We start from the raw sequence: 22433 nt of genomic DNA, 5'->3' as shown, positions 1-22433 counted from the left end.
TTCAGTATACCGGGGTGTGAAAATAGAAAAAACCCCAAATGGGGTCACTTTTATAAAGTGTCTACCATTTGGGGTTCAGTTCATTCTCATCAGGGGTTTTTGTTATTCCGGGCGCTTCAGCGGGAAGATGTCGCCAAGCTTGGCATAGTTGAGGCCGGCGAGGCGGCTGACCGGCTTCAAGGCTTCCGGATCGATGCGGCCGTTATCGTAGATTGATTCGTCAATCACGAAACGGACGACCCGGCCGATCAAAAGGCGGGTGCCGCCGAGTTCCACTGCCTGCTCCAGCCGGCATTCAAACCGGACTTTCGCTTCTTTCACCGATGGCACTTTCACAGCTTCGGAGTCGATGAGCGTCAAGGTGGTCAAACTGATTTCGCTTTCTTCCGGCGGCAAGGAGGCAGCGGTTTTATTGACTTCCTTTACATTCGACTCATCCACGACATGGATGACGAATTCTCCGGTTTCGATGGCGTTCCGTGCCGTGTCTTTCAGCGCGCCCGCTCTGCTCTGGACCGAAACCGACAGGAGCGGCGGATCGGATGCCACAATATTGAAGTAGCTGAACGGCGCCGCGTTCACGATGCCGTCAGCCGACATGCTGGTGACAAAGGCAATCGGGCGCGGAATGACGCTGCCGACCAGCAACTTATAGTTCTCGCGTTCTGTCTGTTCGTTCGGGTCGATCGAAAGCATGGCGATTCCTCCTGATTTTTACTGGTTTTTTGGAAGTGATGGAACTGGGTGGACAGACATCTTGCTCTCTCCATTATAAATGGTTCGGAGTGAAATGTGCTTTTCCAGGCAAACAAAAAAGGAGGTGCCTTTTGGACCGGCGCTTCCTTTTTCGTCTTGTCTTTCTATTTAAAGCGTGAGCGCCCCTTCGACTTTCGTCGGAGCCGGAGACGGCTTTCCGAAATAGTACCCCTGAAACAGCTGGTAGCCCTGCTCCTTCAGCCAGTCAAAGTCCGCCCGTTCCTCGATGCCTTCGGCAAGTGGCACAGACCCGATTTCCACGGCTTTTTCAAGAAACTGGAGAGCCAGCCCCTGTTTTACTGCGTCATTCGCAACGCCCTGTACATATTGCATGTCCAGCTTCATGTAGTTCGGTTTCAGGTCAGCCAGCATTTCGATCGTGCTGTAGCCTTCGCCGACATCATCCAGCGCGTATTCAAAGCCTTTTTCTTTGTAATAGGCGAGAATTTTCTTCAAATGATCGAGATCGTCCACTTGCTCGGTTTCGACGACTTCAAAGACCAGCTGCTGCGGGTCGACCCCAAGTTTGTTGGCAAGTTCTGTCGTCGAACGCAGACAGAATTCAGGCGAGTAGATCGATGTCGGAATGAAATTGATAAACGCCTTCTCGCCTTTCAGTACAGCTGCATGCTTGACGGCTGTCATGCGGCATACCCGATCGAGTGCATACAAGCGCCCCCGGCTTTTGGCAGCCGGAAAGATTTCATTCGGGTAAATCGTCGAACCGTCTTCATTTTGAAAACGCGCCAGCATTTCATATGCGTAGATATTTCCTTCGGCATCGATGATCGGCTGGTAATGGCAGCTGAGCCGCTCGTATCGGATGACGTCATCGATCCATTCCATATTGAAGACATGCTCCATTTCAGAAAGCGGTTTCCAGGCCTCCTGGTTGATGCGAAACACCGCTTCCGCCGGATCCAGCAAGTCATTGCAGAAATCGAGAAATTCCCTGGCCCCTTGTTCGTCCATCTGCAATTTGTTTTCTTTTCGGGTCACTGCTATATTTCGTCTTTCCAAAAATTCCGCAACTTGTTCCAACACCGAGCTGTTCAATTCACCTTCCAGGCGAATTTCGAACTTCAAGCTCGCAACTGTACAATTATTACATTCCAAATTCCTTCCCCCTTGATATTGGTAATAATAGTGTACTTTATTCCTGTAATTTCTTATACCTATTTATCCAATTTTTTCGAAAATCGAAGTTTTATAGTGGAAAGAGTCATGGCTTGTAAAGAGAACTTTTATGCCTCTACTGGCGCGCAAAAAAAGACTCCTATATTAGGAGTCTTTAATTTTTCAATCCTTCCCTCTTTATTCTTGTCTTCTTCGAGGCTGCGTCTCTTTGGCATTCTTGAATAAATTCACGATAAATACCAAAGTGGCGGCTACCACAGCCAACGCTCCAGTTAATGCGACCGGAAAAGCCAGCCCCTCTTCCCCATTTACAAACAGGATCATTCCAAACAGCACAAGGAATGATCCGATATTATGGAGCCAGAAATGAGCTTTTCCTAATTTGCTATTCCCTGCTTCGGGCAAAACATGATAAATCACACCAAACAGCCCCGTCGTCGCCCAGCCGAGCAAATTGATATGGGCATGAACAGGGGTATATTCAAACTCTTCAACAATTCCCATGTAAATTCCCAAACTGATGCCGATCAACAGGTAAATAGCAGCTATTTTAATAAAAGCCGTTGCCATCTTACATCAAACTCCTTTCAAATCTGCTAGAGTTTTTTCGGAAATGGCATTGTGTCCAAACATCTCAGGTTGCAAATCCTATAAGTTGATTTCTCCGTGCATTATCAGATCCTTTCCAACACGCTTATATTTTTATAAAATCAATGCTGCTAGTGTAGTCACGCCACTACCCTATATGTATGAATTGGATGAGAGAAAGATAAACGCTTTTCATTGACCTGACTTTTTGATCATTCCGTTAAAATTACGTTATTCTCAATCTATATTGTCTCTTTATATTTCTTGGAAATGGGGTTCTTTTCCTGCTTTTCTAACAAATTATTTCCTATAAACCAAACACAACTTGGTTTATTATCGGATCGTTTTTTTAAAAGAAAAAGACTCCCTATGCGGGAGCCTTTCAGGTTCAAGTCTTGGCAAACTTGTTCTTCGCGTAAACATACGTCACCGCTAACGCCGCCACAAGCACAGCGCCTTTGATGATGTCGAATGCATAATACGGGAGATTCAGGATCGTCAAGCCGTTCAGCAGGATGCCGATGACGGCTGCCCCGAAGAACGTGCCGAGCGCATTCGGTTTGCCGGCGCCGAGCACCGAGTAGCCGACGAATACTGCGGCCACCGCTTCCATGAGGAGTGGCGCCCCGGCGTCGATTTGGCCGGAGCCGACGCGCGCCGTGAACAGGATGCCCGCCATCGACGCAAACACGCCGGATACGACGTATGCCGTGAACTTCACTTTTTTCACATTGACGCCTGAAAGCGTGGCAGCTTCCGCATTGCCGCCGGTCATGTACAGGATCCGGCCCCAGCGCGTGTGGTTGAGCAGAACATACGCCGCAAGCACGAAGAGAAGCATGATCCAGACCGGCACCGGCAGGCCGAGCATCTGCCCCTGGCCGATCCACAGAAACGCATCCGATAACTGGCCAGGAGCGGTTCCGCCGGACGTCAGCGGCATATTATTGTAGATCGAGTAGCCTTCCGTATAGGTCCGGTGAAGCCCGGCGACGATATACATCATGCTGAGCGTCGCGAGCAGGTCCGGAATGCCGACCACCACGATCAGGAAGCTGTTGACCACACCGACCAGGACTCCGACCAGAAGCGGCAGCAGCAGGACCAGCCAAAGCGGCATGTCGTACCAGACCATGAGCGACGCCGTCACCACGGTCGACAGCGACATCGTCGAGCCGACCGACAAATCGAAGCCGTCCACCACTAAAGTGAATGTCACTCCGAGCGCGAGCAGCGTCACAATGGAGATCGACCGCAAGATATCCGTAAAGTTGCCGTATGTGAAGAACGCGTCGCTGACGGTGCTGAAATAAAACACGATGATTGCAAGGAGCGCAATCGCCCCGTATTTAAACAGAAACTGGATGGCGTTTTCCTTCAGCGGGCTCTCCGTTTTCAGTTTGCCCTTCTTTTCCACCGCTTGCATATAATAAAATCCTTTCCTGGGTCGCTTCTTGCCGTGAAAATTCCTTCACGATCTGACCGTTGTACATGACCAATATTCGATCGGAGATGCCGATCGCTTCATGGATCTCACTTGAAAAATACAGGCAGCCCTTGCCGCTCGAAGCAAGGCTGCGGATCAATTTGAAAATATCGACCTTAGCGCCGATGTCCACGCCCTTGGTCGGTTCATCGAATAAATACAGCTGGGAATCGAGCGATATCCACTTGCCGATCGCCACTTTCTGCTGGTTGCCCCCGCTCAAGTGGACAAGCGGCGTCTTCGTGCTGCCGGCCTTGATTCCCAGCCGCCCGATAATGTCTTTCGCGAATCCGCTTTCCGCTCCTTTATCCATGAACCCGCGCGGCGAGAATTTCCGCAAATTCGGAAACGAGGCATTCGTTTCGAGCGATTCGTGGACGAAGAGCCCTTCTTTGCGCCGCTCTTCGGGCACCAAGGCCATTCCTGCGCGGATGGCGTCAGCCGGGTGCTTCAAGTTCAGCTCCTTGCCGTCCAGCCGGACCGTTCCCGCGACGGTTTTGGCGCTGCCAAACAGCGCTTTTGCAAGCTCCGTCTTCCCGGCCCCGACCAGACCGACCACGCCGACGATCTCACCGGACGCGACCGCCAAAGAAACATCCTTCAACTTGTCGCCGTCCGATACATTTTCCACCTCCAGCAGCGGACCGCCGATGGCATGCTCCCGGTGGACCAGTTCACTGCTGAGCTTGGCACCGAGCATCGCTTCGACAATCTCTTCTTGTACAGCCGACCGGGTATCAAACGTGCCGACCCATTTCCCTTCGGCCATGACCGTAATGCGGTCGCTGATTTCAAACACTTCCGGCAGCCGGTGCGAGATGAAGACGCAGCCGACGCCCTGCGCTTTCAAGTCCCGGATGACAGCGAATAGCTTGTCCGATTCGCGCAGCGACAACGGCGCGGTCGGTTCATCGAAAATGATGACCTTCGCCTTGTGCACGAGCGCACGGGCAATCAGCACCAGCTGTTTTTCTGCAAGCGTCAGGCCAGCCGCTTTCCGGCGGACATCGATGCCTTCTGCCTGAAGTTCTTGAAGGGCAATGCGCGCTTTTGCATGCAACTGCTTTTTGGAAATGAAAAAACTTCCGCGACTCGCAAACTCATCGAGCAAGATGTTCTCTGCGACCGATAGCCCCGGGACGATTGCGGTATCGACTTCCTGATAAACCGTATAGATGCCATGTTCTTTTGCCGCTTTCGGCGAGTGGAGACCGATTTCTTCCCCTTCGAGGCGGATGCTGCCGCTGTCCGGCGCGTAGACGCCGGAGAGGATTTTCATCAATGTGCTTTTTCCGGCGCCGTTGACGCCAAGCAGCGCATGCACTTCGCCGCGCGCCAAGCTGAATTCCGCTCCTTGGAGCGCTGCCACGCTTCCGAACGCTTTATGGATTCCGGCCATGTCGAGCAATCGCTGTTCCATGCTGCGCCTCCTTTCTGAGAAAAAAGCCACCCCGTCGTTCAGGACAGCTCTTCCTCTTTCATTTATTCGTTTTCCAGCTTTTTCAGGTCTTCCGTATAGCCTTGGTCGCTCGCTCCCCAGCCGTCGATGTATTCGCTGAGTTCTGCTGTGGTGATCGCTTCTTCCGGAAGTTTCGCCGCGTCCACAAAGACCGGTTCAAGCACTACTTTTTCTTCCGGTGTTTCGCCGTTGATCAATTGGTACAGGTAGCGCACCTGGATGCGCCCGATATCCATCGGATCGACCGCTGCAGAAGCTGCCCACGGGCTGTTTTCTTTCTGGATCATCTGCAGGTCTTCATCGCTCATGTCGATGCTGTAGACTTTGATGTCTGTGCGCCCCGCCTGTTCGATGGCGCGAACCGCACCTTTGGCGAATTCATCCCACGCGGCCCATACCGCTGTGATTTCGCCTTCGTTCGGGTATTGCTTCAAGACCGCTTCCATCTGCGCCTGGGTATCAAGCGCCGTGTTCTGCGTGGCAGCACCGAACGCCGTGATTTCTTTGATGCCCGGGTTGCTTTCAAGGAATTTTTGGTACGCCACTTGGCGGCGTTCCATCGGCGCAAAGCCGGCTACCCAGATTTTTACGATGTTCGCTTCGCCGCCGTTGTCATCCGCCAATTTCTGCAAGGTCATTTCCGCCATCTGCTGGTCGCCTTGTTCAAGCGATACCACACCCGGCACCTCTACGCCGGCGTCAAACGCGACGACCGGAATGCCTTTTTCCACCGCTTTTTCGACGCCTTGGTTCAGCGCTTCTTTTGTGCCATGGTCGATCATGATGCCGTCAAACCCCTGGTTGACCGCTGCATCCAGGTTCGATGCCATTTTCGCCAGGTCGCCGTCAGACGTGAAGACAGTCACGCTGCCGCCGAATTTTTGGGCCTGCTCTTTGACGCCTTCAATGTACTGGGCCGAAAACGTCCCGAGGTTCTGCTGCATGACGAGCGCGACTTTCTTTCCGGCAAGCGGGTTGTCCGAAGCTTCCGCTTTCGTCGCGTCGGTCGTTGCTTCTTCGCTGACTTCACCTTTTGGCTGGCAGGCCGCCAAAAACGCGCTGATGATCAAAAGAAATGCTAGCAATAAAAACGATTGTCTTTTCATGAATGGGCTCCTTTTCCTGTATAAGCGCCTAGGGCGGCAGGGATATTTTTCTCATATTCCGGTTTGATGATGCCTTTTTCCGTGATGATGGCTGTGATGAGCCGGGCCGGCGCGACGTCAAAGGCCGGGTTGAACACTTTTGTTCCGAGCGGCGCCACCGGCTCTCCCGCAAAATGGGTGATTTCTTCCGGTTTCCGTTCTTCAATCGGAATTTCTGCACCGGAACCGATCGACACGTCGAATGTCGAAGACGGGGCGGCTACATAAAACGGGATGTTATAGGCATTTGCGAGGATCGCCAAGTTCAGTGTGCCGATTTTATTGGCCGTGTCGCCGTTCGCCGCAATGCGGTCCGCACCGACGATGATCGCCTCGACTTCTTTCGCCTCGATGGTGTGGGCTGCCATGCTGTCGGTGATCAACGTGACGTTGACGCCCGATTGCTGCAGCTCCCAGACAGTCAGCCGGGATCCTTGGAAGACCGGCCGCGTCTCGCAGGCGTAGACTTCAAATTCCCGGCCGATTTCCGCTCCGAGATGGAACGGCGCCAACGCCGTGCCGTATTTGGCCGTCGCGATGGAACCGGCGTTGCAGATGGTCATGACGCGTTTTTTGCCCTCGAGCAGCTCGAGTCCGTATGCGCCGATCTGGCGGCAGGAAGCTTCGTCTTCCTCGTGGATCCGGACCGCTTCTTCTGCCAGCAATTGTTTTGCCGCATCCACCGATCCGGCGTTCCGGACCACCGATGCGAGCCGCTGGAGCGCCCAGACGAGGTTGACTGCCGTTGGGCGCGAACTTCCAAGGTATTCGGCGTCTTTTTGGACGAGGTGGAAAAACGTCTCCAAGTCTTCCGTTTCGTGGCGGACGGCGGAAAGCGCCAGCCCGTAGGCAGCGGCGATGCCGATTGCCGGAGCGCCGCGCACTTTCAATGTGAAAATGGCGTCAAAGACATCTTCGAGCGTCTCGAGTGTGACATATTCAATTTCATGCGGCAGTTTCTGCTGATCGAGAATGACCAGTTGGCCTTCGGACCAGGAAATCGACAACGGGATGCTCATCGCGCTTCCCCCTCTGCCAAACGGACAACTGCCCCTATATCTTTGATGGTGCGGCGGTTGAGGATCAAGGTTTCACCGAGCTCCAGCGCCTGTTTTTTCAATTCGATGCGCCGTGCTTCCTCTTCAATGCCGTCGAGGTCCTTGACGTGCGCCAAGCCGATGGTGCGGCGAATCAATTCGCAGCCGGCAAAGCCGAGCGCATCGCTGAACACTTTTTCAAGGATCGCTTCGCGGTAGCCGGGTGTATTTTTGAACGCCTCCACGCCTTCTGCTTCCCATAAAGCGCTGAAAGTCCCTTCAAACGTTTCCCATGTCTTTGCGATATGGTCTGTGATCACTTTGCGCCCTTCGCCGGTGCGCGTGATCCCTTGAGCGATCAGATTTGCAAGGAACAGGCCTACGTCAAAACCGATCGGCCCGTAAAACGCGAATTCCGGATCGATGACTTTCGTCTCTTCCGCACTGGCGAAGATGCTGCCCGTATGGAGGTCGCCATGCAGCAATGCTTCCGCTTCCGTCAAAAAGCTGTACTTCAATTTGGCGGCCTCCAGCTGAAGCGGCGCGTTGTTCCAGATCGCCTCCACTGCCAGGCGCAGCTGAGGCTCAAAATCGTTCGTCTCGCGGTCAAAGAACGGATCAGTGAAAATCAGGTCTTCCGTGATTTTGCAGAGCTCCGGATTTGAAAATTCCGCAGCAAGCCGCTTTTTCTCAAACGGATGGAGCGCAAAATCCGATGTATGGAATAGCGTGCGCGCCAGGTATTCCCCGATATCCGATGAAAGCTTCGGATAGCTTTCGCCTGCAATGAGGCCTTCGCGGGCAATCTTCAGATGCGACAGGTCTTCCATGACCGTCACCGCCAAATCCGTATCAGTGGCATACACTTCCGGCACAAGGCCTGGAGCGAATTCGCCGTGCTTCAGGAGCGCTGCGGCTTCCGTTTCTGCACGCTTCAATGTCAGCGGCCAGCTTTCGCCGACGACTTTCGCATACGGCAACGCCTGCTTGATGATGACGCCTTTGCCGCTGGCCGAATCGGTGATCCGGAACACGTAATTCAAGTTGCCGTCGCCGATTTCACGGCTCGAAAGTTCTGCCCCTTCCGGGAACGGATAGACGCTTTTCGCCAGGGCGATTGCGGTTTCTTCGGTTAATGCTGCATATTGGTTTGTTGCTATTGTCATAGGTCATCTACCTTTCAGCTGTTGTGGTTGGGTTTGAGAAGCTGTTTTTGGGCAATAAAAAAGCCCCTTTCCAAAGAAAGAGGCGTAGAATAAGAGATTCCGCACCTCTTATCTTTCAGAAACCGCGGTTTCTGATGGAATTAGCACCGTGCCTTGCGGGATGTTCATCCCGGCGCAAAAGCGCCCCTTCTCACGAAGGTATTACGGTCGGTTGCTGGGCGTCATAGGGCCAATATCCCTCTGCCTGCTCTTGATAAGAGTGTTTGTTGTAAAACTGTATGCTGTTTGAAATGAATCCTATCATGGTTCAGAATTGAGTGTCAATAATTTTTTTTGCAAAAAAATTTTCACGGATAACGATTGACAGATAGTTTTCGGCATGGAATAATCAAAATTAATTTACTCTTTCAAAAACCAATTGAATACTTTCTTATTCAGAGCAGGTGGAGGGACAAGCCCTATGATACCCGGCAACCGGTCCAGTGGACACGGTGCTAATTCTTGCAGCGCGATTTCGCAGCTGAGAAATAAGAAGTTGTTAACGCCCTTAACCTCTTCTTGTTTGAAGAGGTTTTTTTATTTTGTATCTTGAAGAAATCGCTTCATGCGGACGCTTTCCGCTCATTCTTCTTCAGAATCATGATACCTAATCTTTACTAAAAATGGAGTGTGCATATAGTGAGCATATTGACGGCAACGTACCAGCTTTACGGCAAACCCGGTTCATTTGAAAAAAAGGCGGAAGGCATCGCCCTCGGCCTGACAATTGGCTCGTGGACGGACCTGCCTTTGCTGGAACAGGAACAATTAAAGCACCATAAAGGCCAAGTCGTATCGGTGGAGGAATTCGGGGATGCTCCGCATCCGCTGAAGCCCGACACCATAAAAGCCGAAGTGAAGATCGCTTATCCGAGCGCCAACTTCTCAGCGGACCTGCCGGCGATCCTGACGACAGTATTCGGCAAATTGTCGCTCGACGGCGAAGTGAAGCTCCTGGACCTCGATTTCAGCGAAGAGCTGCTGAGCCATTTTCCGGGTCCGCGCTTTGGCATCGACGGTCTCCGCAGCAAGCTGGGCGTCATGGACCGGCCGCTCGTCATGAGCATATTCAAAGGTGTCATCGGCCGCGACCTGGATTTCATGGCCGCACAGCTCCGCGAACAGGCGCTTGGCGGCGTGGATTTGGTGAAAGACGACGAAATCCTCTTCGACAATCCGCTGACGCCGTTCGATCAGCGCATCACCACCGGCAAGAGCGCGCTCGAAGCCGTCTTTGAAGAAACCGGCCACCGCACGCTTTACGCGGTGAACTTATCGGGCCGCACTTCTGGCTTGCGTGACAAAGCGAAAAAAGCGCGCGAACTCGGCGCGGACGCCCTTTTGTTCAATGTCCATGCGTACGGACTTGATGTGCTGCAGGAACTGGCGGAAGATGAAGAAATCAGCTTGCCGCTCATGGCGCATCCGGCATTCAGTGGCGCTTTTACGTCTTCCCCGTTCTACGGGCTGTCGACGGCGCTTGCGCTCGGGAAGCTGACGCGCATCGCCGGAGCCGACTTCTCGCTGTTCCCTTCCCCTTACGGAAGTGTTGCACTTGAAAAAGCACAGGCACTGACACTCGGCCATGCCTTGGTGGAGGAAAGCCCGCTGAAACGCAGCTTCCCGGTTCCATCAGCCGGCATCCATCCCGGCCTCGTGCCGCTGTTGATCAACGATTTCGGCATCGACAGCATCATCAATGCCGGAGGCGGCGTACATGGCCATCCCGACGGCGCGGCTGGCGGCGGCAAGGCATTCCGCCAAGCGGTCGACGCCGTACTCAGTGGAAAAACGCTGGCTGAAGCTTCTGAACAGCATCAAGAATTGAAAACAGCACTGGACATATGGGGGTAACGGCAATGGACAAACCGGTCATCTTTTGCGATTTTGATGGCACGATCACCAACAACGACAACATCATCGCTATCATGAAACATTTCGATCCGCCGGGATGGAGTCCAATTAAGGACGACATTCTGGCACAGAATATATCAATCCGCGAAGGCGTGGCGAAAATGTTTTCGCTTCTGCCTTCGGCCAAGAAAGACGAAGTCGTCGACTACGTGCTTGAACAGGCGGAAATCCGCGAAGGCTTTGCTGAATTTGTGGCTTATGCCAAGGAACAGGACATTCCGCTCTACATCGTCAGCGGCGGCATCGACTTTTTCGTCCATCCGCTGCTCGAACCGTTTGGCCCGTTTGCCGGCGTTTATTGCAACGAAGCGGATTTTTCCGGCGACACGATACGGATTTCTTTCCCGCATGGATGCGACGGCGAATGCACGAGCCAAGGCTGCGGATGCTGCAAGCCATCGATCATCCGGAACCTGTTGGAAAACGGCGCGGACAGCATCGTCATCGGCGATTCCATTACCGACCTCGAAGCGGCGAAAAGGGCAGACCTTGTCATTGCACGCGACTTCCTTATCGAGAAATGCGAAGAGCTGGGCCTTCCGTATGAACCGTTCGAGAACTTCCGCGACGTCATGTCGATCATCGATGCACGGCTGGGGGTGAAATCATGACGGCCCTTCAGGCAAGATGGCAGGAACTTGCAGACATCAAAGACGAACTCGCATTGCGCGACTGGTTCATGGGAACGAGCGGCAACTTGGCGATCAAGGTCCAGGACGCGCCGCTCGAATTCCTGGTGACCGCGAGCGGCAAAGACAAACGCAAACGGACCTCGGAAGATTTCCTGCTGGTAGATGCATCCGGCAAAGCGGTGGACGACACGCCTTTAAAGCCTTCGGCGGAAACACTGCTGCATTGCGAGGTCTATTCCAAGACCAACGCCGGCTGCAGCCTGCACATCCATACCGTCGCCAATAACGTCATTTCAGAAATCTACGGCGATCAGGGCAAGATCGATTTCAAAGGCCTCGAGCTCATCAAGGCATTCGGCCTGTGGGATGAAGATGCGGTCCTGACAATCCCGATCATCCCGAACCATGCGCATATCCCTGACCTTGCGGAAGAGTTCCAAAAGCATATCCAAGCCGACAGCGGCGCGGTGCTGATCCGCAACCACGGCATCACCGTCTGGGGCAAGGACGGCTTTGAAGCGAAGAAACTGCTTGAAGCCAGCGAGTTTTTATTCCAGTACCAAATGGCGTTATACCAAATCCATTCACAATAAGAGAGGAAGATCCATTATGGCAATCATCAAAATCCAAGGCACGAATGAAACAATCGAAGCGCAAAACGAAGTAGCAGCATTCCTGGAGCAGCAGGAAGTCGTCTATGAGCACTGGGACATCAACAAATTGCCGGAGCACCTCCGGGAAAAATTCGACTTGAGCGACGAAGAGAAGGAAGAAATCCTTGCAGCGTTCAAAGCCGAAATCGACGACATTTCCGAGCGCCGCGGCTACCAGGCAGCGGATATCATTTCCCTGTCGGATTCCAACCCGAAACTCGACGAGCTGCTGAAAAACTTCCAGCGCAAGCACATCCACACGGACGACGAAGTGCGCTATATCGTCAGCGGACACGGTGTCTTCATCATCCAAGGCAAAGACGAGCGCTTTTTCGAAGTCCACCTGTCTCCAGGGGACTTGATCTCTGTGCCTGAAAACATCACGCATTATTTCACATTGGCAGATGACCGCAAAGTGGTCGCCGTGCGCATCTTTGTCACAACTGAAGGATGGGTGCCGGTCTACCAGGAAGAAGAAGGCGTGCAATCTTAAGTCAACGAACTGGACCGGCCCTTGTGCCGGTTCTTTTTTGTTTGCCTCCTTTCCGGAACTTTCCGGGTGCCCATCCGTATCTTAAGGACATAGAATTTGAGGGGATGTGAGGAATTTGAAAGAAAAAGCGGCCAGCTTGAACTTCGGGACCGGCATCGCCATTGGACTGCCCTTCCTGGTTCTCGGCATCGTCCAGAAAAATCTCGCGTTTTTCATCATCGGTGTAGCGCTGGCAATTTCCCTCAGTGCTTCATCCGCGCTCAAGCCGAAAGGCAAAAAAGACACAGACAAGTAATCACCTAAAAAGCCGGTGCCTCTTTTCAATAAAGGCACCGGCTTTTTTGCATGCAGCGTATCAGGATACGGTGAAGTAGGTTTTTTTCATTCCCGATATTCCGCAAAACAGCTGCGCTTGCCTGCGGGCGAGCGCCAAGCCTCCTCAGCCGCGTAGCGGCTTGCGGGGTCTCGGCTGTCTCGCTTTCCCGCGGGTGTCTCCGCTGTTTTGCTCCATATCTCTGACAGTATTGCTAAATAGGTAAAATCATCCGCGTTCAATAAACTGCACCAGCGCCGGCGCGTCCACGGGCTAGGCAATAAAATGGGCCAAAGGTAGTTTGGGCCATTTTATTTGCGACGAAGCTAGCGCAGCGATGCAGGAGCAGAAGGTTTTTCGCTATGAGACGGGTGTCCTTCCCGGCTCATGGCGAAAGCCATGCCCAAAGCGCCGAAGCGGCATATCAGCCATCTTTCATTAATTCACCGTATACAGATAAAAAGAAACATTAAAGTTCAAGCAACTTCCTTTAAACCAACTAAACAACTTGGTATAATAATGAATAATCAAAGGAGGTTGCTGTATGTCTATTCCAAAACCGCTTGTGCAATCCAATCAAGCCTTTATTGTCCTTTCCGTCATCCTTGCCCTTGTTTTCCATAAAGCGATTTTGCTTTTGCCGTTCCTAGTCGGCGCTTATACATTGATCACCAAAAAAAATCCCGTCATCCAGTTCAATAAACGATTTTTGAAAAAACCGGCGAATCAGTATATCCAGGAAGACCGCGACCAACAGCTCTTCAATCAGTGGATTGCTACCATCTGCCTCGGCTTGTCGCTGCTGTTCTTTGCGCTAGGCATCACCGCAGCAGGCTATGCGTTCAGCCTCATGGTCTTGATTGCATCCGGCGTGGCGCTGATGGGCTATTGCATCGGCTGCACGATCCGTTACCGCTACATGATGTGGAAACACCAAAAAGCTAACGCTTAAATCGACAAAAGGCCGGAAGCCCTCGCTTCCGGCCTTTCTTCTATTTGGTCTGCCCTGTTCCATGGACCAGGTATTTAGTCGAAGTGAGTGCCGGCAGCCCCATCGGTCCGCGTGCATGGAGCTTCTGGGTGCTGATGCCGATTTCGGCGCCGAACCCGAATTCAAAGCCGTCTGTGAAGCGGGTCGAAGCGTTATGGTACACCGCAGCTGCATCAACTCGGTTGAAGAACTTCCCGATGCTGTCGGCATCTTCCGAAACAATCGCTTCGGAATGCTGGGTTCCGTAGGAATTGATGTGGTCGATCGCCTCTTCTACAGAACCCACGACTTTGACCGCGGCTTCAAGGGCCAGGTATTCGGTCCCCCAATCCTCTTCAGTTGCCGGAACGACACCGTTCCACTGCTGTACGGTTTTATCGCCGTGGATCTGCACACCGTTTTCCTGGAGCGCAAGGACGAGCTCGTCCAAATGCTGTTCGGCCCACGCTGCGTGGACAAGGACCGTTTCGCAGGAATTGCACACCGACGGCCGCTGCACTTTGGCATTTAAGGCGATGCGTATGGCCATGGCCGGGTCCGCCGATTCGTCGATAAAGACGTGGCAATTGCCGGCGCCGGTTTCAAGGACAGGCACTGTGGCATTAGCTACGACCGTCTGGATCAGCTTTGCGCCGCCCCTGGGGATCAGCACGTCCAAATAATCGTTTAGCTTGAACATTTGCGCCGCCGTCTCCCGGCTCGTGTCTTCAACCAATTGCACCGCTTCTTTCGGCAGCCCGCTCCCTTCCAAGGCGTTGTGGATCACTTGCACAAGGGCTTTATTCGAATGGATGGCGGTCGAGCTGCCGCGAAGCACCACCGCATTGCCAGTTTTCAGGCACAGGCTGGACGCATCGACGGTAACGTTCGGACGCGCTTCATAGATCATGCCGATGACCCCAAGCGGCACACGGATCTTCTCCATCTTCAAGCCATTCGGCCGCTCCCACTCCTCGAGTTTCTCGCCGATTGGATCCTGCAATTCGGTCAGTTGAAGAAGTGCGGACGCCATATCGCCGAGGCGCGATTCATCGAGTTTCAGGCGGTCCACCAGCGACTCGTTCATGCCCGCCTGCTTGCCCGCTTCGATGTCTTTCCTGTTTTCCTCCAAAATAAAATCCTGTTCTTTTAAAAGCTGTTCTGAAATCCTTTTCAGCGCACCGTCTTTCTGGGCGGTCGACATCTGTGCCATCACTCCGGCTGCCGCTTTGGCTCCTTGCGCTTTTGTAATCAAGTCGCTTGTTTGGACGGTTTCAAGAAGTTCACTCATCGTTCATCTCCCCTTTCCTGTATGGCTGAACCATTGATTGCGGTGGATGACCACTTGGCGCTTCCCGGTTTTGGTGATGACCCGGGCCTCATTGCTGCACAAGCCTTTGATTTCGTGGAGTTCATCAGACGAGAAGTTCACCTGGCCGCGCCCGATCACTTCGCCGGCCGGGTTTACAACTTCCACAACGTCCGCTGCTGTGAACCGCCCGCTGATTTCCGTGATGCCGACCGGAAGCAGGCTCTTGCCATGCTGCGAGATGGCGAGCGCCGCCCCGTCATCCACGCCGATCTTCCCGTGCGGAACCGAATGCAGGGCAAGCCATTGCTTGGAATTCTTTACTGTGGCCTGAGGGTCGTCGCCGATGTAAGTTCCGTCCCCTTTTCCTGCCACAATGCGCGTAAGCTTGTCTTTCCCTGCTCCGGTCCCGATAAAGACAGGGGTCCCGAGCGCGAGCGCAGTCTGGGCAGCTTCCACTTTCGACTTCATGCCCCCTGTGCCGACAATCGAACCTTCGCTCGAAGTTTCTTCGACCATCTTGTCAGAGATCCCTGGCAGAAAATCGATACGCGAAGCGTCTGAGTGGGCACGGGGGTTTTTATCGTAGATGCCGTTGATATCGGTAAGGATGATGAGCATCTGTGCATGCGCGAGCCCGCAGACAAGCGCCGACAGCATGTCGTTGTCCCCGAACGTCAGGCCTTCGACCGACACGGAATCATTTTCATTGATGATCGGCAGAGCGCCGCGTTTCAGCAGTTCCCCGAGCGCCGCTCCGGCGTTCTGGTAGAGGTCTTTCTCTAGGAGGTTCTGGCGCGTCAGCAGCAATTGCGCGGACACGATGCCATGATTCTTGAATTCCTGGGCATAGGCATGCAGCAATTGCCCCTGCCCGATCGCCGCTGCCGCCTGTTTTCCGACAATGCTTACCGGACGGGCCGAGTAGCCCAGGTCGCTGAATCCAGCCGCGACCGCTCCGGAAGAAACGAGGACCACTTCATGTCCCTCTTCTTTCAAATGCGCCAGGGCTTCCACGTGTTCCTGGAGTTTTTCGATGCAAAGCCCGCCGTTTGTATTGGTCAATGAACTGCTGCCAATTTTTACGACAATCCTTTTCTTCTTCACTACTGGCCACCACCTGTCCTTTTATTGCCCGAGGCACATAGAGAAAATAAATAATAGAATTATTATGCATCATTTAGAATTTTTAATCAATAAAAACTCATAAATTCCTTTAATTTAATCTAAAAATAGAATAAATATTCATTTTTACCTGCTGGCGATTTTCATTTTTCCTGTACAATGCAATCACATGGAACAACATGGTATATTTTTATTTATGCAGGGTTGTTTGGCAAAGCGGGCAAACGAAGTGCAGCCAGCAGTTTCATATTCGGGGAGGAATGAAGATGGAAGCAGGGATGATTCAAAAAATCGGACAAGTAGCGGTTCCGGTGAAAGACCTGGAACAGGCGGTGGAATTTTATGAAAACGTATTGGAGCTGCCGCTCCTTTTCAACACCGGCACACTGGCATTTTTCGATTGCGGAGGAATCCGGTTGCTATTGAGCTTGCCGGAAAAAGAGGAGTTTGCCCATTCGAGCTCCATCCTGTATTTTCAGGTTGCAGCGATTCACGAGGCATTTGCGGAATTGAAGCATAAAGGGGTGCAGTTTATCGATGAACCGCATCGAGTGGCCAAGATGGGGCAGATTGAGACGTGGATGGCGTTTTTCACCGATACCCAAGGCAATACCCACGCATTGATGAGTGAGATCGAGGCTTCTTAAGAAAAGCGAAGTTAAAGGCATGAATCCGGAATTCCGCCGAATCATGCCTTTTATTGTGGTTTTATTGGGAACCGGTAAAACAGCGGCTTCTCAAACCGCTCTCTCTACCCTATTTTCCGAAGGGATGCGCGCTCTTCTGAAGCCTTGGTAGGAATCGGAAACGGCAGCGATGACAGCAATCAGCAGGATGCTTCCGATAATCCAGTTCAAGCCGGAAGTGCCGCCGAAGACTGCAGCCATTTCATCTAAGAAGCCCTGGTTGATCAGGTTCGGATTCGTGAAAATCAGGATGACCGTGCCGACATAGACGGCTTGGACTACGGCGTTGAGCACTGCCACCCTTTGGGTCCACTGACCTGCCCGCCATTTGTAGGCGGCCAGCACGATTTGCAGGATGATTGCCAGGACGACCAGCGGCCAATACGACAACAGTACTTCCTGGTTGAACGCCGGCGCGGTGAGTTCAAGGCCATCCCCTCTGTCCAGGTAAATGCCGACCAAACGGTCCGCATAGAAGTAGCCCGCTGACCAGATCGCGGTCCAGATCAATGCACCTATGATTTCGTACTTGGAAATCATTTTTTCTTTCGGGATATGGGCGACCTCCTTCAAGTCGTCCGGCGTCCATTCTTTGCTGGCGCCTGTCAGCGGTTTTTGCGATGCCGACCGGTCAAAGCGCTCAATCACGGCAAAGACCAGCGTCAGCCAGGCAAAGACCTGGACCGCTGTGGCGATGGCGGCTGAGATAACATCTCCGACCAGCGAAGCTGCTGCATCCCCCACTGTTGCATCTCCCGCATTTGAGAAGATTGTCGTAATGACCAGCACGATGAGCGTCACCATCACAGCAATCGGCACAATCAGCTTCAAGAGGCTGAGGTACATTTCGAAATAGCGCGGGCCGATCAGGTGCATGGGGCGGTCGTTATAGCCGCTGGCCAGGACGGCCGGGTCCCCCATTTCTGCCAGAGCCGTTTTGATCTCCTCTTCCGAAGGATCCTCCGGCAGCATGTCTTCGATTGCAGAATGCAGCTCCAAAGCAATGTCCGCCCTGTTCTTTTCGGGAAGCCTGCGGGTCACTTCGCCGATATAGAGGTCAATCAGGTTCATTGCCAACCTCTCCTTCCATTAAAGTGCGGAGCCCTTCGGACGTTTTCTCCCATTCCTTTTTCAGTTGTCCGAATGTCCATTTTCCGTGTTCGCTCAGTACATAGTATTTCCGTGCCCTGCTTTCCGGTGTTTCCCAGCTGCTTGTGACCAGCCCTTGTTTTTCCAGTCGGCGCAGCAGCGGATAAAGTGTGCTCTGCTCGATGGAAATGCCATGGCTTTCCAGCAATTGCACGAGTGAGTAGCCGTATTGCGGGTGCCGCAGCTGGCTCAAAACAGCAAGCGTGAGCGTGCCTCTGCGCAGTTCCGTCGATAAGCTGCTGAAGAGCGGATCGTCCATTTCGCCATCCCCTTTTTATACTATGTGTCGTACACTATCTTTGCCTTTATCATACACCTTTTGATTTTCTCCAACAATAGAAATCTGATAATTAAATAATCTTTTGTTTGTATATTCCGTCAACGCGAAATATGGAATAAAGGCATAAAAAAAGAGGCTTGGATAAGATCCAAGCCCGTTCATTATGCTGCGTATTCGGAATCGCTTGCCTTCAAGCCTCGGTACTTGATGATTTGTGCGGCATACCACAGCAGGACAGCCAGTGTAATGCACGAACCGATGATCATCGACAGCTGGTAGTCCATGTTCAGCCCTTCCGGCGCGTAGAAGATATAGGAGGAAACCACGCCGGTCATGAAGCTTGCCGGAATTCCGGCGATCCAGTGGAATTTGAAGTTTCTCAGCAGATAGACCGTTGCCGTCCACAGCATGACGGTCGCTACGACCTGATTGGTCCAACCGACATATCTCCAAAGGAATGTATAGTCGATGGTTGCCATGTAGAATGTCGGGATGCCCAATGGAATTGTCACCAAAAGGATTTTCCATTTGCCTTTCATATCCATGAAGTTGGACAGGATATCCGTTACAATCATTCGGGATGAGCGCAGTGCTGTATCGCCTGTGGTGATTGGCAGGATGATTACGCCAAAAATAGCCAGGATTCCGCCCAATGTGCCAAGAAGCGAGATGGAGATTTCGTTGACGACGCCTGAAGGTCCGCCCGCAGCAAGCGCTGCTGCCAAGCCTTCGGTGCCGCTGAAGAACGTCATGCCCGCAGCGGCCCAGATCAATGCGATTACGCCTTCGATGATCATCGCCCCGTAAAAGATCTTGCGGCCGTCGGTTTCTTTTTTCATAGTGCAGGCAACAATCGGGCTTTGCGTGCAGTGGAAACCGGAAATCGCTCCACAGGAGATGGTGACCATCAACAGCGGCCAAATCGGAAGCTCGCCGGGATGCAAGTTCGAGAACGTTAAGTTCGGCATCGGTTTGCCGGAGAATACAAGCGCAACCGCTACGGCGATTGCCATAAACAATAAGATGCCGCCCAGCAGTGGATAGATGCGGCCGATGACGCGGTTGATCGGCAGGATGGTCGCCAGGATGAAGTAGAAGAAAATCAGCCCCAGCGCCACCGTAAAGCTGATCGGTGAGATTTGGGAAATCAGCTGTGCCGGACCGGCCGTGAACGCCGCCGCCACCAGCAGCATCAGCACAAGCGACAAGCCGTTGATGAACAGTTTCATGTGCTTGCCAAGATAACGGCCGACAAGCGTCGGGAATTGAGCCCCGCCGTGGCGCATCGACATCATGCCGGAGAAATAATCATGCACAGCTCCAGCAAAGATAGAACCGACCACGATCCAGACAAATGCGACCGGCCCGTACAAAGCACCGGCTACCGCGCCATAGATCGGTCCGAGCCCGGCGATGTTCAATAGCTGGATCAAGTTCCCTTTCCACCAGCTCATCGGCATAAAATCAAGATTGTCCCTTTTCGTATAAGCAGGCGTCGGTGTATTGTCGTCCACCCCAAATACTCTTTCAATGAATTTCGAATAAAATGCATATCCCAGAATCAAAAATAAAAGTGCTCCAAAAAAAGTGATCATCCGTTACGCCTCCTATGTACTGTTCTGCGTTATTAGAATAATAACACTAATTAAATGATTAAAAATATAATATTTTGAAAAAACTATGTTTTCTTACATATTTAATTAAATCTACCCTGTCACTGGCTCAAAATTCAACTGCGAAAAGGAAAATGTACCTACAAGAAAAGAAAAATTATTGTAAATTAAAATATATTAATATATTTATTTTTAATTCAAGATAATTTATATCAGAAGTTGGCCTTTAATTTGAATAGTATTTTGCATGTTCTTTCAAATGAAAAACGCCGGCTCTCCTGAAGAGAGCCGGCGCTGAAGTGCTGCCTAAAAATCCATATTGATCTGCTGAGCGGGTACAATGACTTCTCCGTCTTCGTTGAACAAATCGCTCGTCGTAATGAGGACCGATTCAATGCCGGTTTTTTCAACGATAAAGCCTAGATTTCCTTTTTTCGTTTCACCCGGCGTAATCTCGCCGTTCAGTTCCTCCAAGTAAACATCATCTTCCCACAGTTTGGTCTCCCCTGCGCTCGTCTCCAGGAGAGCGACCGGCGCAAACCGGAGCGGTTCATCGCCTATGTTCTTGATTTCCACGAACAGCTTCACCAAATTGAATTCCGTGTCATGTGTGTAAGAGTGGAAAAAGTCGATCAACCCGTAAGAAGGTTTGTACCGAAGGTTTTTCGCTTCCCGCACCGTCAATTCGATCTCGCCGATGGTCAGCGTCTCCCCTTCCAGATTGACTCCTTCGAGTGCCAGTTCACCTTTGTCGTCACGCACCGTGTCGCCTTCCGCCAATAACGCCTGATCCCCTGTCACCTGAGGGCTCTCGGCGTATCCTTCGTAATAAGCCGGAGGTTCGCTCAGGCTGCCGGCGGAAACGGCAGATGAAGTTGTTTCCTTGCCGGAACATCCCGCAAGCAGCAATGCCGAAGCCAGGAAGATGTACATGCTCTGCTTTTTCATAACTCCGCTCCCTTATTTATCGTTGATTTCCACTTTGGCTTTCAATAGATCGAAAATGATTTTCGCATGGTCGGTATTCTCCATTTGGCCTGCAAACTCTCCGCTCGAAGGTCCGAATGCATAGACCGGCACGTCCTCGCCGGTATGTCCGCCTGTCGTCCAGCCGGTGTGTGTGCGCTCATTGAAGATTTCTTCGATAGCGTTGTCGATCTTTGTCAGATTATCCGTCTCAGCCGCTTTTTTCACTGCACCGATTTCCGCATCCGTCAATTCAAGGTCAATGAATTCAGCTAGTGTCGCCTCGACATCAGCACCATTGATGATTTCCTGGGCCATGAAGTCAGGCGTACGTTTCGCTGCTTTGATCGGCTCGCCGAACCAGTTGTAGATGCCGTCTGCTCCAATCGAGAAGCCGCCGGTTGAATGGTCAGCCGTTGCAACCACTAGGGTGTTTTTGTCTTTCTTGGCGAATTCGATCGCCGCCGCAAATGCCTTCTCGAAATCTTCCATTTCGCTCATGGCGCCTACGATGTCGTTGTCATGCCCGGCCCAGTCCACCTGGCTTCCTTCGATCATCAGGAAAAATCCGTCTTTGTCTTTGTTCAGGCGATCAATCGCCGAAGAGGTCATGTCTTCGAGAGACGGAACCGTGTCTTCGCGGTCGATCATTTTCGGCAAGCCGGCCGGCGCGAACAGACCCAGCACTTGCTCATCGTCGTTTTCAAGAAGGGATTTGCGGTCTGTTACATAGCTGTAGCCATCTTCCTTGAACTCTTCCGTTAGGTTACGGTCTTTGCGCTCAAACAAGTTTGTGCCTCCGCCCAGCAATACGTCCACTTTATGCTGGCCGTTAATCAATTCATCGTAATAATCATCAGCAATGGCATTCATGTTTTTGCGCGCGATGTCATGCGCCCCGAATGAAGCCGGTGTCGCATGGGTGATTTCGGAAGTGGCAACAAGGCCGGTCGCTTTGCCTTTTTCCTTGGCTGCTTCAAGCACCGTCTTCACTTCGCTTTCGTCGTTGTCGACAGCGATTGCGTTATTGTACGTTTTGATGCCCGCGGACATGGCAGTTGCTGCAGAAGCTGAATCCGTGACGTTTTGATGCGGATCTTCCGGATAAGTCATCTGCTGTCCGACAAGGTATGAATCGAAAGCCGTGCCTTCGGCCAGTTTTGTCCCGGCATTATCTTGCATATAGCGGTAAGCCGATGTATAAGAAGTTCCCATGCCGTCCCCGATCAGGAAAATGACGTTTTTCACTTTTCCTTGCTGGTGCGCTTTCCCTTGGCTTTTGCCAGGTGCATGCGCTTCTGCACTCGGCACAGACGATGCGATTCCTGTAAGTGCTACGGCCGATGCAATGACGAATGGAAGAACTTTTTTCGTGAATGGTTTGCTGATCATTTTTCCGCCTCCAATTTTTTATTTCCTACGCCAGTATACGGGGCAGTTGTTAATGGAAAATCACAGCAATGTTTGGAAATTGTAAATTATATTAAAATAAAAACCGCCTGCAAGGAGCAGGCGGT

Annotated in this window: 22 protein-coding genes and 2 riboswitches; of the genes, 7 read left to right on the top strand and 15 right to left on the bottom strand. The window is 52.2% G+C overall.

The window, feature by feature from the left end:
• Positions 1–102: 102 nt before the first annotated feature.
• The 8 genes from ACFSDB_RS11750 to mtnK form a co-directional block, all read right to left on the bottom strand.
• Positions 103–696 carry a flavin reductase family protein gene (locus ACFSDB_RS11750; RefSeq protein WP_204893276.1) on the bottom strand — a complete coding sequence of 198 codons (594 nt, stop codon included), beginning with the start codon at positions 694–696 and terminating at the stop codon, positions 103–105.
• 168 nt (positions 697–864) lie between these two features.
• Entirely contained in the window at positions 865–1872 is a 1008-nt protein-coding gene (locus tag ACFSDB_RS11745; RefSeq protein WP_204893275.1) for an EAL domain-containing protein, read from the bottom strand.
• Between the two features lie 198 nt (positions 1873–2070).
• Positions 2071–2463 carry a cbb3-type cytochrome c oxidase subunit I gene (locus ACFSDB_RS11740; protein ID WP_204893274.1) on the bottom strand — a complete coding sequence of 131 codons (393 nt, stop codon included), beginning with the start codon at positions 2461–2463 and terminating at the stop codon, positions 2071–2073.
• Between the two features lie 406 nt (positions 2464–2869).
• Positions 2870–3907, bottom strand: coding sequence for an ABC transporter permease (locus tag ACFSDB_RS11735; protein ID WP_204893273.1), 1038 nt, complete (start codon positions 3905–3907; stop codon positions 2870–2872).
• Positions 3831–5387: a sugar ABC transporter ATP-binding protein gene (locus ACFSDB_RS11730; protein ID WP_204893272.1), complete on the bottom strand. Its 1557-nt coding sequence runs from the start codon at positions 5385–5387 to the stop codon at positions 3831–3833. The genes ACFSDB_RS11735 and ACFSDB_RS11730 overlap by 77 nt, the downstream gene beginning before the upstream one ends.
• A 62-nt stretch (positions 5388–5449) precedes the next feature.
• Complete coding sequence (locus ACFSDB_RS11725; RefSeq protein ID WP_204893271.1) at positions 5450–6532, bottom strand: sugar ABC transporter substrate-binding protein; 1083 nt, start codon at positions 6530–6532, stop codon at positions 5450–5452.
• Positions 6529–7590 carry an S-methyl-5-thioribose-1-phosphate isomerase gene (gene mtnA, locus ACFSDB_RS11720; RefSeq protein ID WP_204893270.1) on the bottom strand — a complete coding sequence of 354 codons (1062 nt, stop codon included), beginning with the start codon at positions 7588–7590 and terminating at the stop codon, positions 6529–6531. Before mtnA ends, ACFSDB_RS11725 begins: the two co-directional genes overlap by 4 nt.
• Positions 7587–8774: an S-methyl-5-thioribose kinase gene (mtnK, locus tag ACFSDB_RS11715; RefSeq protein ID WP_204893269.1), complete on the bottom strand. Its 1188-nt coding sequence runs from the start codon at positions 8772–8774 to the stop codon at positions 7587–7589. Before mtnK ends, mtnA begins: the two co-directional genes overlap by 4 nt.
• A gap of 105 nt (positions 8775–8879) precedes the next feature.
• Positions 8880–9034, bottom strand: a riboswitch (SAM riboswitch).
• Between the two features lie 167 nt (positions 9035–9201).
• Positions 9202–9308, top strand: a riboswitch (SAM riboswitch).
• A 144-nt stretch (positions 9309–9452) separates the two neighbouring features.
• Here mtnK and mtnW point away from each other — a divergent pair.
• The 6 genes from mtnW to ACFSDB_RS11685 all read left to right on the top strand — a co-directional run bounded on the left by mtnW (position 9453) and on the right by ACFSDB_RS11685 (position 13770).
• Positions 9453–10667, top strand: a complete 1215-nt coding sequence (mtnW, locus tag ACFSDB_RS11710; RefSeq protein WP_204893268.1) for a 2,3-diketo-5-methylthiopentyl-1-phosphate enolase — start codon at positions 9453–9455, stop codon at positions 10665–10667.
• A 5-nt stretch (positions 10668–10672) separates the two neighbouring features.
• Positions 10673–11338: a 2-hydroxy-3-keto-5-methylthiopentenyl-1-phosphate phosphatase gene (locus ACFSDB_RS11705; RefSeq protein WP_204893267.1), complete on the top strand. Its 666-nt coding sequence runs from the start codon at positions 10673–10675 to the stop codon at positions 11336–11338.
• Positions 11335–11952 (top strand): methylthioribulose 1-phosphate dehydratase, encoded by a 618-nt coding sequence (locus ACFSDB_RS11700; protein WP_204893266.1) that lies wholly within the window; start codon positions 11335–11337, stop codon positions 11950–11952. Before ACFSDB_RS11705 ends, ACFSDB_RS11700 begins: the two co-directional genes overlap by 4 nt.
• 16 nt (positions 11953–11968) lie before the next feature.
• Positions 11969–12505, top strand: a complete 537-nt coding sequence (locus tag ACFSDB_RS11695; protein WP_204893265.1) for a 1,2-dihydroxy-3-keto-5-methylthiopentene dioxygenase — start codon at positions 11969–11971, stop codon at positions 12503–12505.
• 115 nt (positions 12506–12620) lie between these two features.
• Positions 12621–12800 carry a hypothetical protein gene (locus tag ACFSDB_RS11690; RefSeq protein WP_204893264.1) on the top strand — a complete coding sequence of 60 codons (180 nt, stop codon included), beginning with the start codon at positions 12621–12623 and terminating at the stop codon, positions 12798–12800.
• Between the two features lie 562 nt (positions 12801–13362).
• The gene (locus ACFSDB_RS11685) at positions 13363–13770 is read left to right on the top strand and encodes a DUF4395 domain-containing protein (RefSeq protein ID WP_204893263.1); all 408 of its coding nucleotides are present in this window, start codon (positions 13363–13365) and stop codon (positions 13768–13770) included.
• 40 nt (positions 13771–13810) lie between these two features.
• Here the strand turns inward: ACFSDB_RS11685 and ACFSDB_RS11680 are convergent, their stop codons facing one another.
• Both ACFSDB_RS11680 and proB read right to left on the bottom strand, forming a co-directional pair.
• Positions 13811–15079: a glutamate-5-semialdehyde dehydrogenase gene (locus tag ACFSDB_RS11680; protein ID WP_204893262.1), complete on the bottom strand. Its 1269-nt coding sequence runs from the start codon at positions 15077–15079 to the stop codon at positions 13811–13813.
• A 3-nt stretch (positions 15080–15082) separates the two neighbouring features.
• Positions 15083–16204 carry a glutamate 5-kinase gene (gene proB / locus ACFSDB_RS11675; protein WP_204893261.1) on the bottom strand — a complete coding sequence of 374 codons (1122 nt, stop codon included), beginning with the start codon at positions 16202–16204 and terminating at the stop codon, positions 15083–15085.
• Between the two features lie 284 nt (positions 16205–16488).
• On the opposite strand from proB, the gene ACFSDB_RS11670 reads away from it, so the two are divergent.
• Positions 16489–16869, top strand: a complete 381-nt coding sequence (locus tag ACFSDB_RS11670; protein WP_204893260.1) for a VOC family protein — start codon at positions 16489–16491, stop codon at positions 16867–16869.
• Between the two features lie 90 nt (positions 16870–16959).
• Here the strand turns inward: ACFSDB_RS11670 and ACFSDB_RS11665 are convergent, their stop codons facing one another.
• The 5 genes from ACFSDB_RS11665 to ACFSDB_RS11645 all read right to left on the bottom strand — a co-directional run bounded on the left by ACFSDB_RS11665 (position 16960) and on the right by ACFSDB_RS11645 (position 22308).
• Complete coding sequence (locus ACFSDB_RS11665; protein ID WP_204893259.1) at positions 16960–17979, bottom strand: HAAS signaling domain-containing protein; 1020 nt, start codon at positions 17977–17979, stop codon at positions 16960–16962.
• The gene (locus ACFSDB_RS11660) at positions 17966–18316 is read right to left on the bottom strand and encodes a PadR family transcriptional regulator (protein WP_204893258.1); all 351 of its coding nucleotides are present in this window, start codon (positions 18314–18316) and stop codon (positions 17966–17968) included. Before ACFSDB_RS11660 ends, ACFSDB_RS11665 begins: the two co-directional genes overlap by 14 nt.
• A 182-nt stretch (positions 18317–18498) precedes the next feature.
• Positions 18499–19932 carry a carbon starvation CstA family protein gene (locus ACFSDB_RS11655; RefSeq protein ID WP_204893257.1) on the bottom strand — a complete coding sequence of 478 codons (1434 nt, stop codon included), beginning with the start codon at positions 19930–19932 and terminating at the stop codon, positions 18499–18501.
• Positions 19933–20256: 324 nt separating this feature from the next.
• Complete coding sequence (locus ACFSDB_RS11650; protein WP_204893256.1) at positions 20257–20898, bottom strand: DUF4352 domain-containing protein; 642 nt, start codon at positions 20896–20898, stop codon at positions 20257–20259.
• 12 nt (positions 20899–20910) lie between these two features.
• A complete protein-coding gene (locus tag ACFSDB_RS11645) occupies positions 20911–22308 on the bottom strand; it encodes an alkaline phosphatase (protein WP_204893255.1) in 1398 nt (465 codons plus the stop codon).
• Positions 22309–22433 lie beyond the last annotated feature (125 nt).

This window comes from Planococcus chinensis (assembly GCF_042681545.1).
Classification (GTDB): Bacteria; Bacillota; Bacilli; order Bacillales_A; family Planococcaceae; genus Planococcus; species Planococcus chinensis.
This window is presented reverse-complemented; position numbering and strand designations above follow the sequence as displayed.

Coding starts and splice junctions, on each gene's coding strand:
- ACFSDB_RS11700 (WP_204893266.1), top strand. CDS start 11,335: ATGACGGCCCTTCAGGCAAGATGGCAGGAACTTGCAGACATCAAAGAC.
- ACFSDB_RS11665 (WP_204893259.1), bottom strand. CDS start 17,979: ATGAACCTGATTGACCTCTATATCGGCGAAGTGACCCGCAGGCTTCCC.
- mtnA (WP_204893270.1), bottom strand. CDS start 7,590: ATGAGCATCCCGTTGTCGATTTCCTGGTCCGAAGGCCAACTGGTCATT.
- ACFSDB_RS11740 (WP_204893274.1), bottom strand. CDS start 2,463: ATGGCAACGGCTTTTATTAAAATAGCTGCTATTTACCTGTTGATCGGC.
- ACFSDB_RS11730 (WP_204893272.1), bottom strand. CDS start 5,387: ATGGAACAGCGATTGCTCGACATGGCCGGAATCCATAAAGCGTTCGGA.
- ACFSDB_RS11695 (WP_204893265.1), top strand. CDS start 11,969: ATGGCAATCATCAAAATCCAAGGCACGAATGAAACAATCGAAGCGCAA.
- ACFSDB_RS11725 (WP_204893271.1), bottom strand. CDS start 6,532: ATGAAAAGACAATCGTTTTTATTGCTAGCATTTCTTTTGATCATCAGC.
- ACFSDB_RS11750 (WP_204893276.1), bottom strand. CDS start 696: ATGCTTTCGATCGACCCGAACGAACAGACAGAACGCGAGAACTATAAG.
- mtnK (WP_204893269.1), bottom strand. CDS start 8,774: ATGACAATAGCAACAAACCAATATGCAGCATTAACCGAAGAAACCGCA.
- ACFSDB_RS11645 (WP_204893255.1), bottom strand. CDS start 22,308: ATGATCAGCAAACCATTCACGAAAAAAGTTCTTCCATTCGTCATTGCA.
- ACFSDB_RS11670 (WP_204893260.1), top strand. CDS start 16,489: ATGGAAGCAGGGATGATTCAAAAAATCGGACAAGTAGCGGTTCCGGTG.
- ACFSDB_RS11650 (WP_204893256.1), bottom strand. CDS start 20,898: ATGAAAAAGCAGAGCATGTACATCTTCCTGGCTTCGGCATTGCTGCTT.
- ACFSDB_RS11660 (WP_204893258.1), bottom strand. CDS start 18,316: ATGGACGATCCGCTCTTCAGCAGCTTATCGACGGAACTGCGCAGAGGC.
- ACFSDB_RS11705 (WP_204893267.1), top strand. CDS start 10,673: ATGGACAAACCGGTCATCTTTTGCGATTTTGATGGCACGATCACCAAC.
- ACFSDB_RS11735 (WP_204893273.1), bottom strand. CDS start 3,907: ATGCAAGCGGTGGAAAAGAAGGGCAAACTGAAAACGGAGAGCCCGCTG.
- ACFSDB_RS11680 (WP_204893262.1), bottom strand. CDS start 15,079: ATGAGTGAACTTCTTGAAACCGTCCAAACAAGCGACTTGATTACAAAA.
- ACFSDB_RS11655 (WP_204893257.1), bottom strand. CDS start 19,932: ATGATCACTTTTTTTGGAGCACTTTTATTTTTGATTCTGGGATATGCA.
- ACFSDB_RS11685 (WP_204893263.1), top strand. CDS start 13,363: ATGTCTATTCCAAAACCGCTTGTGCAATCCAATCAAGCCTTTATTGTC.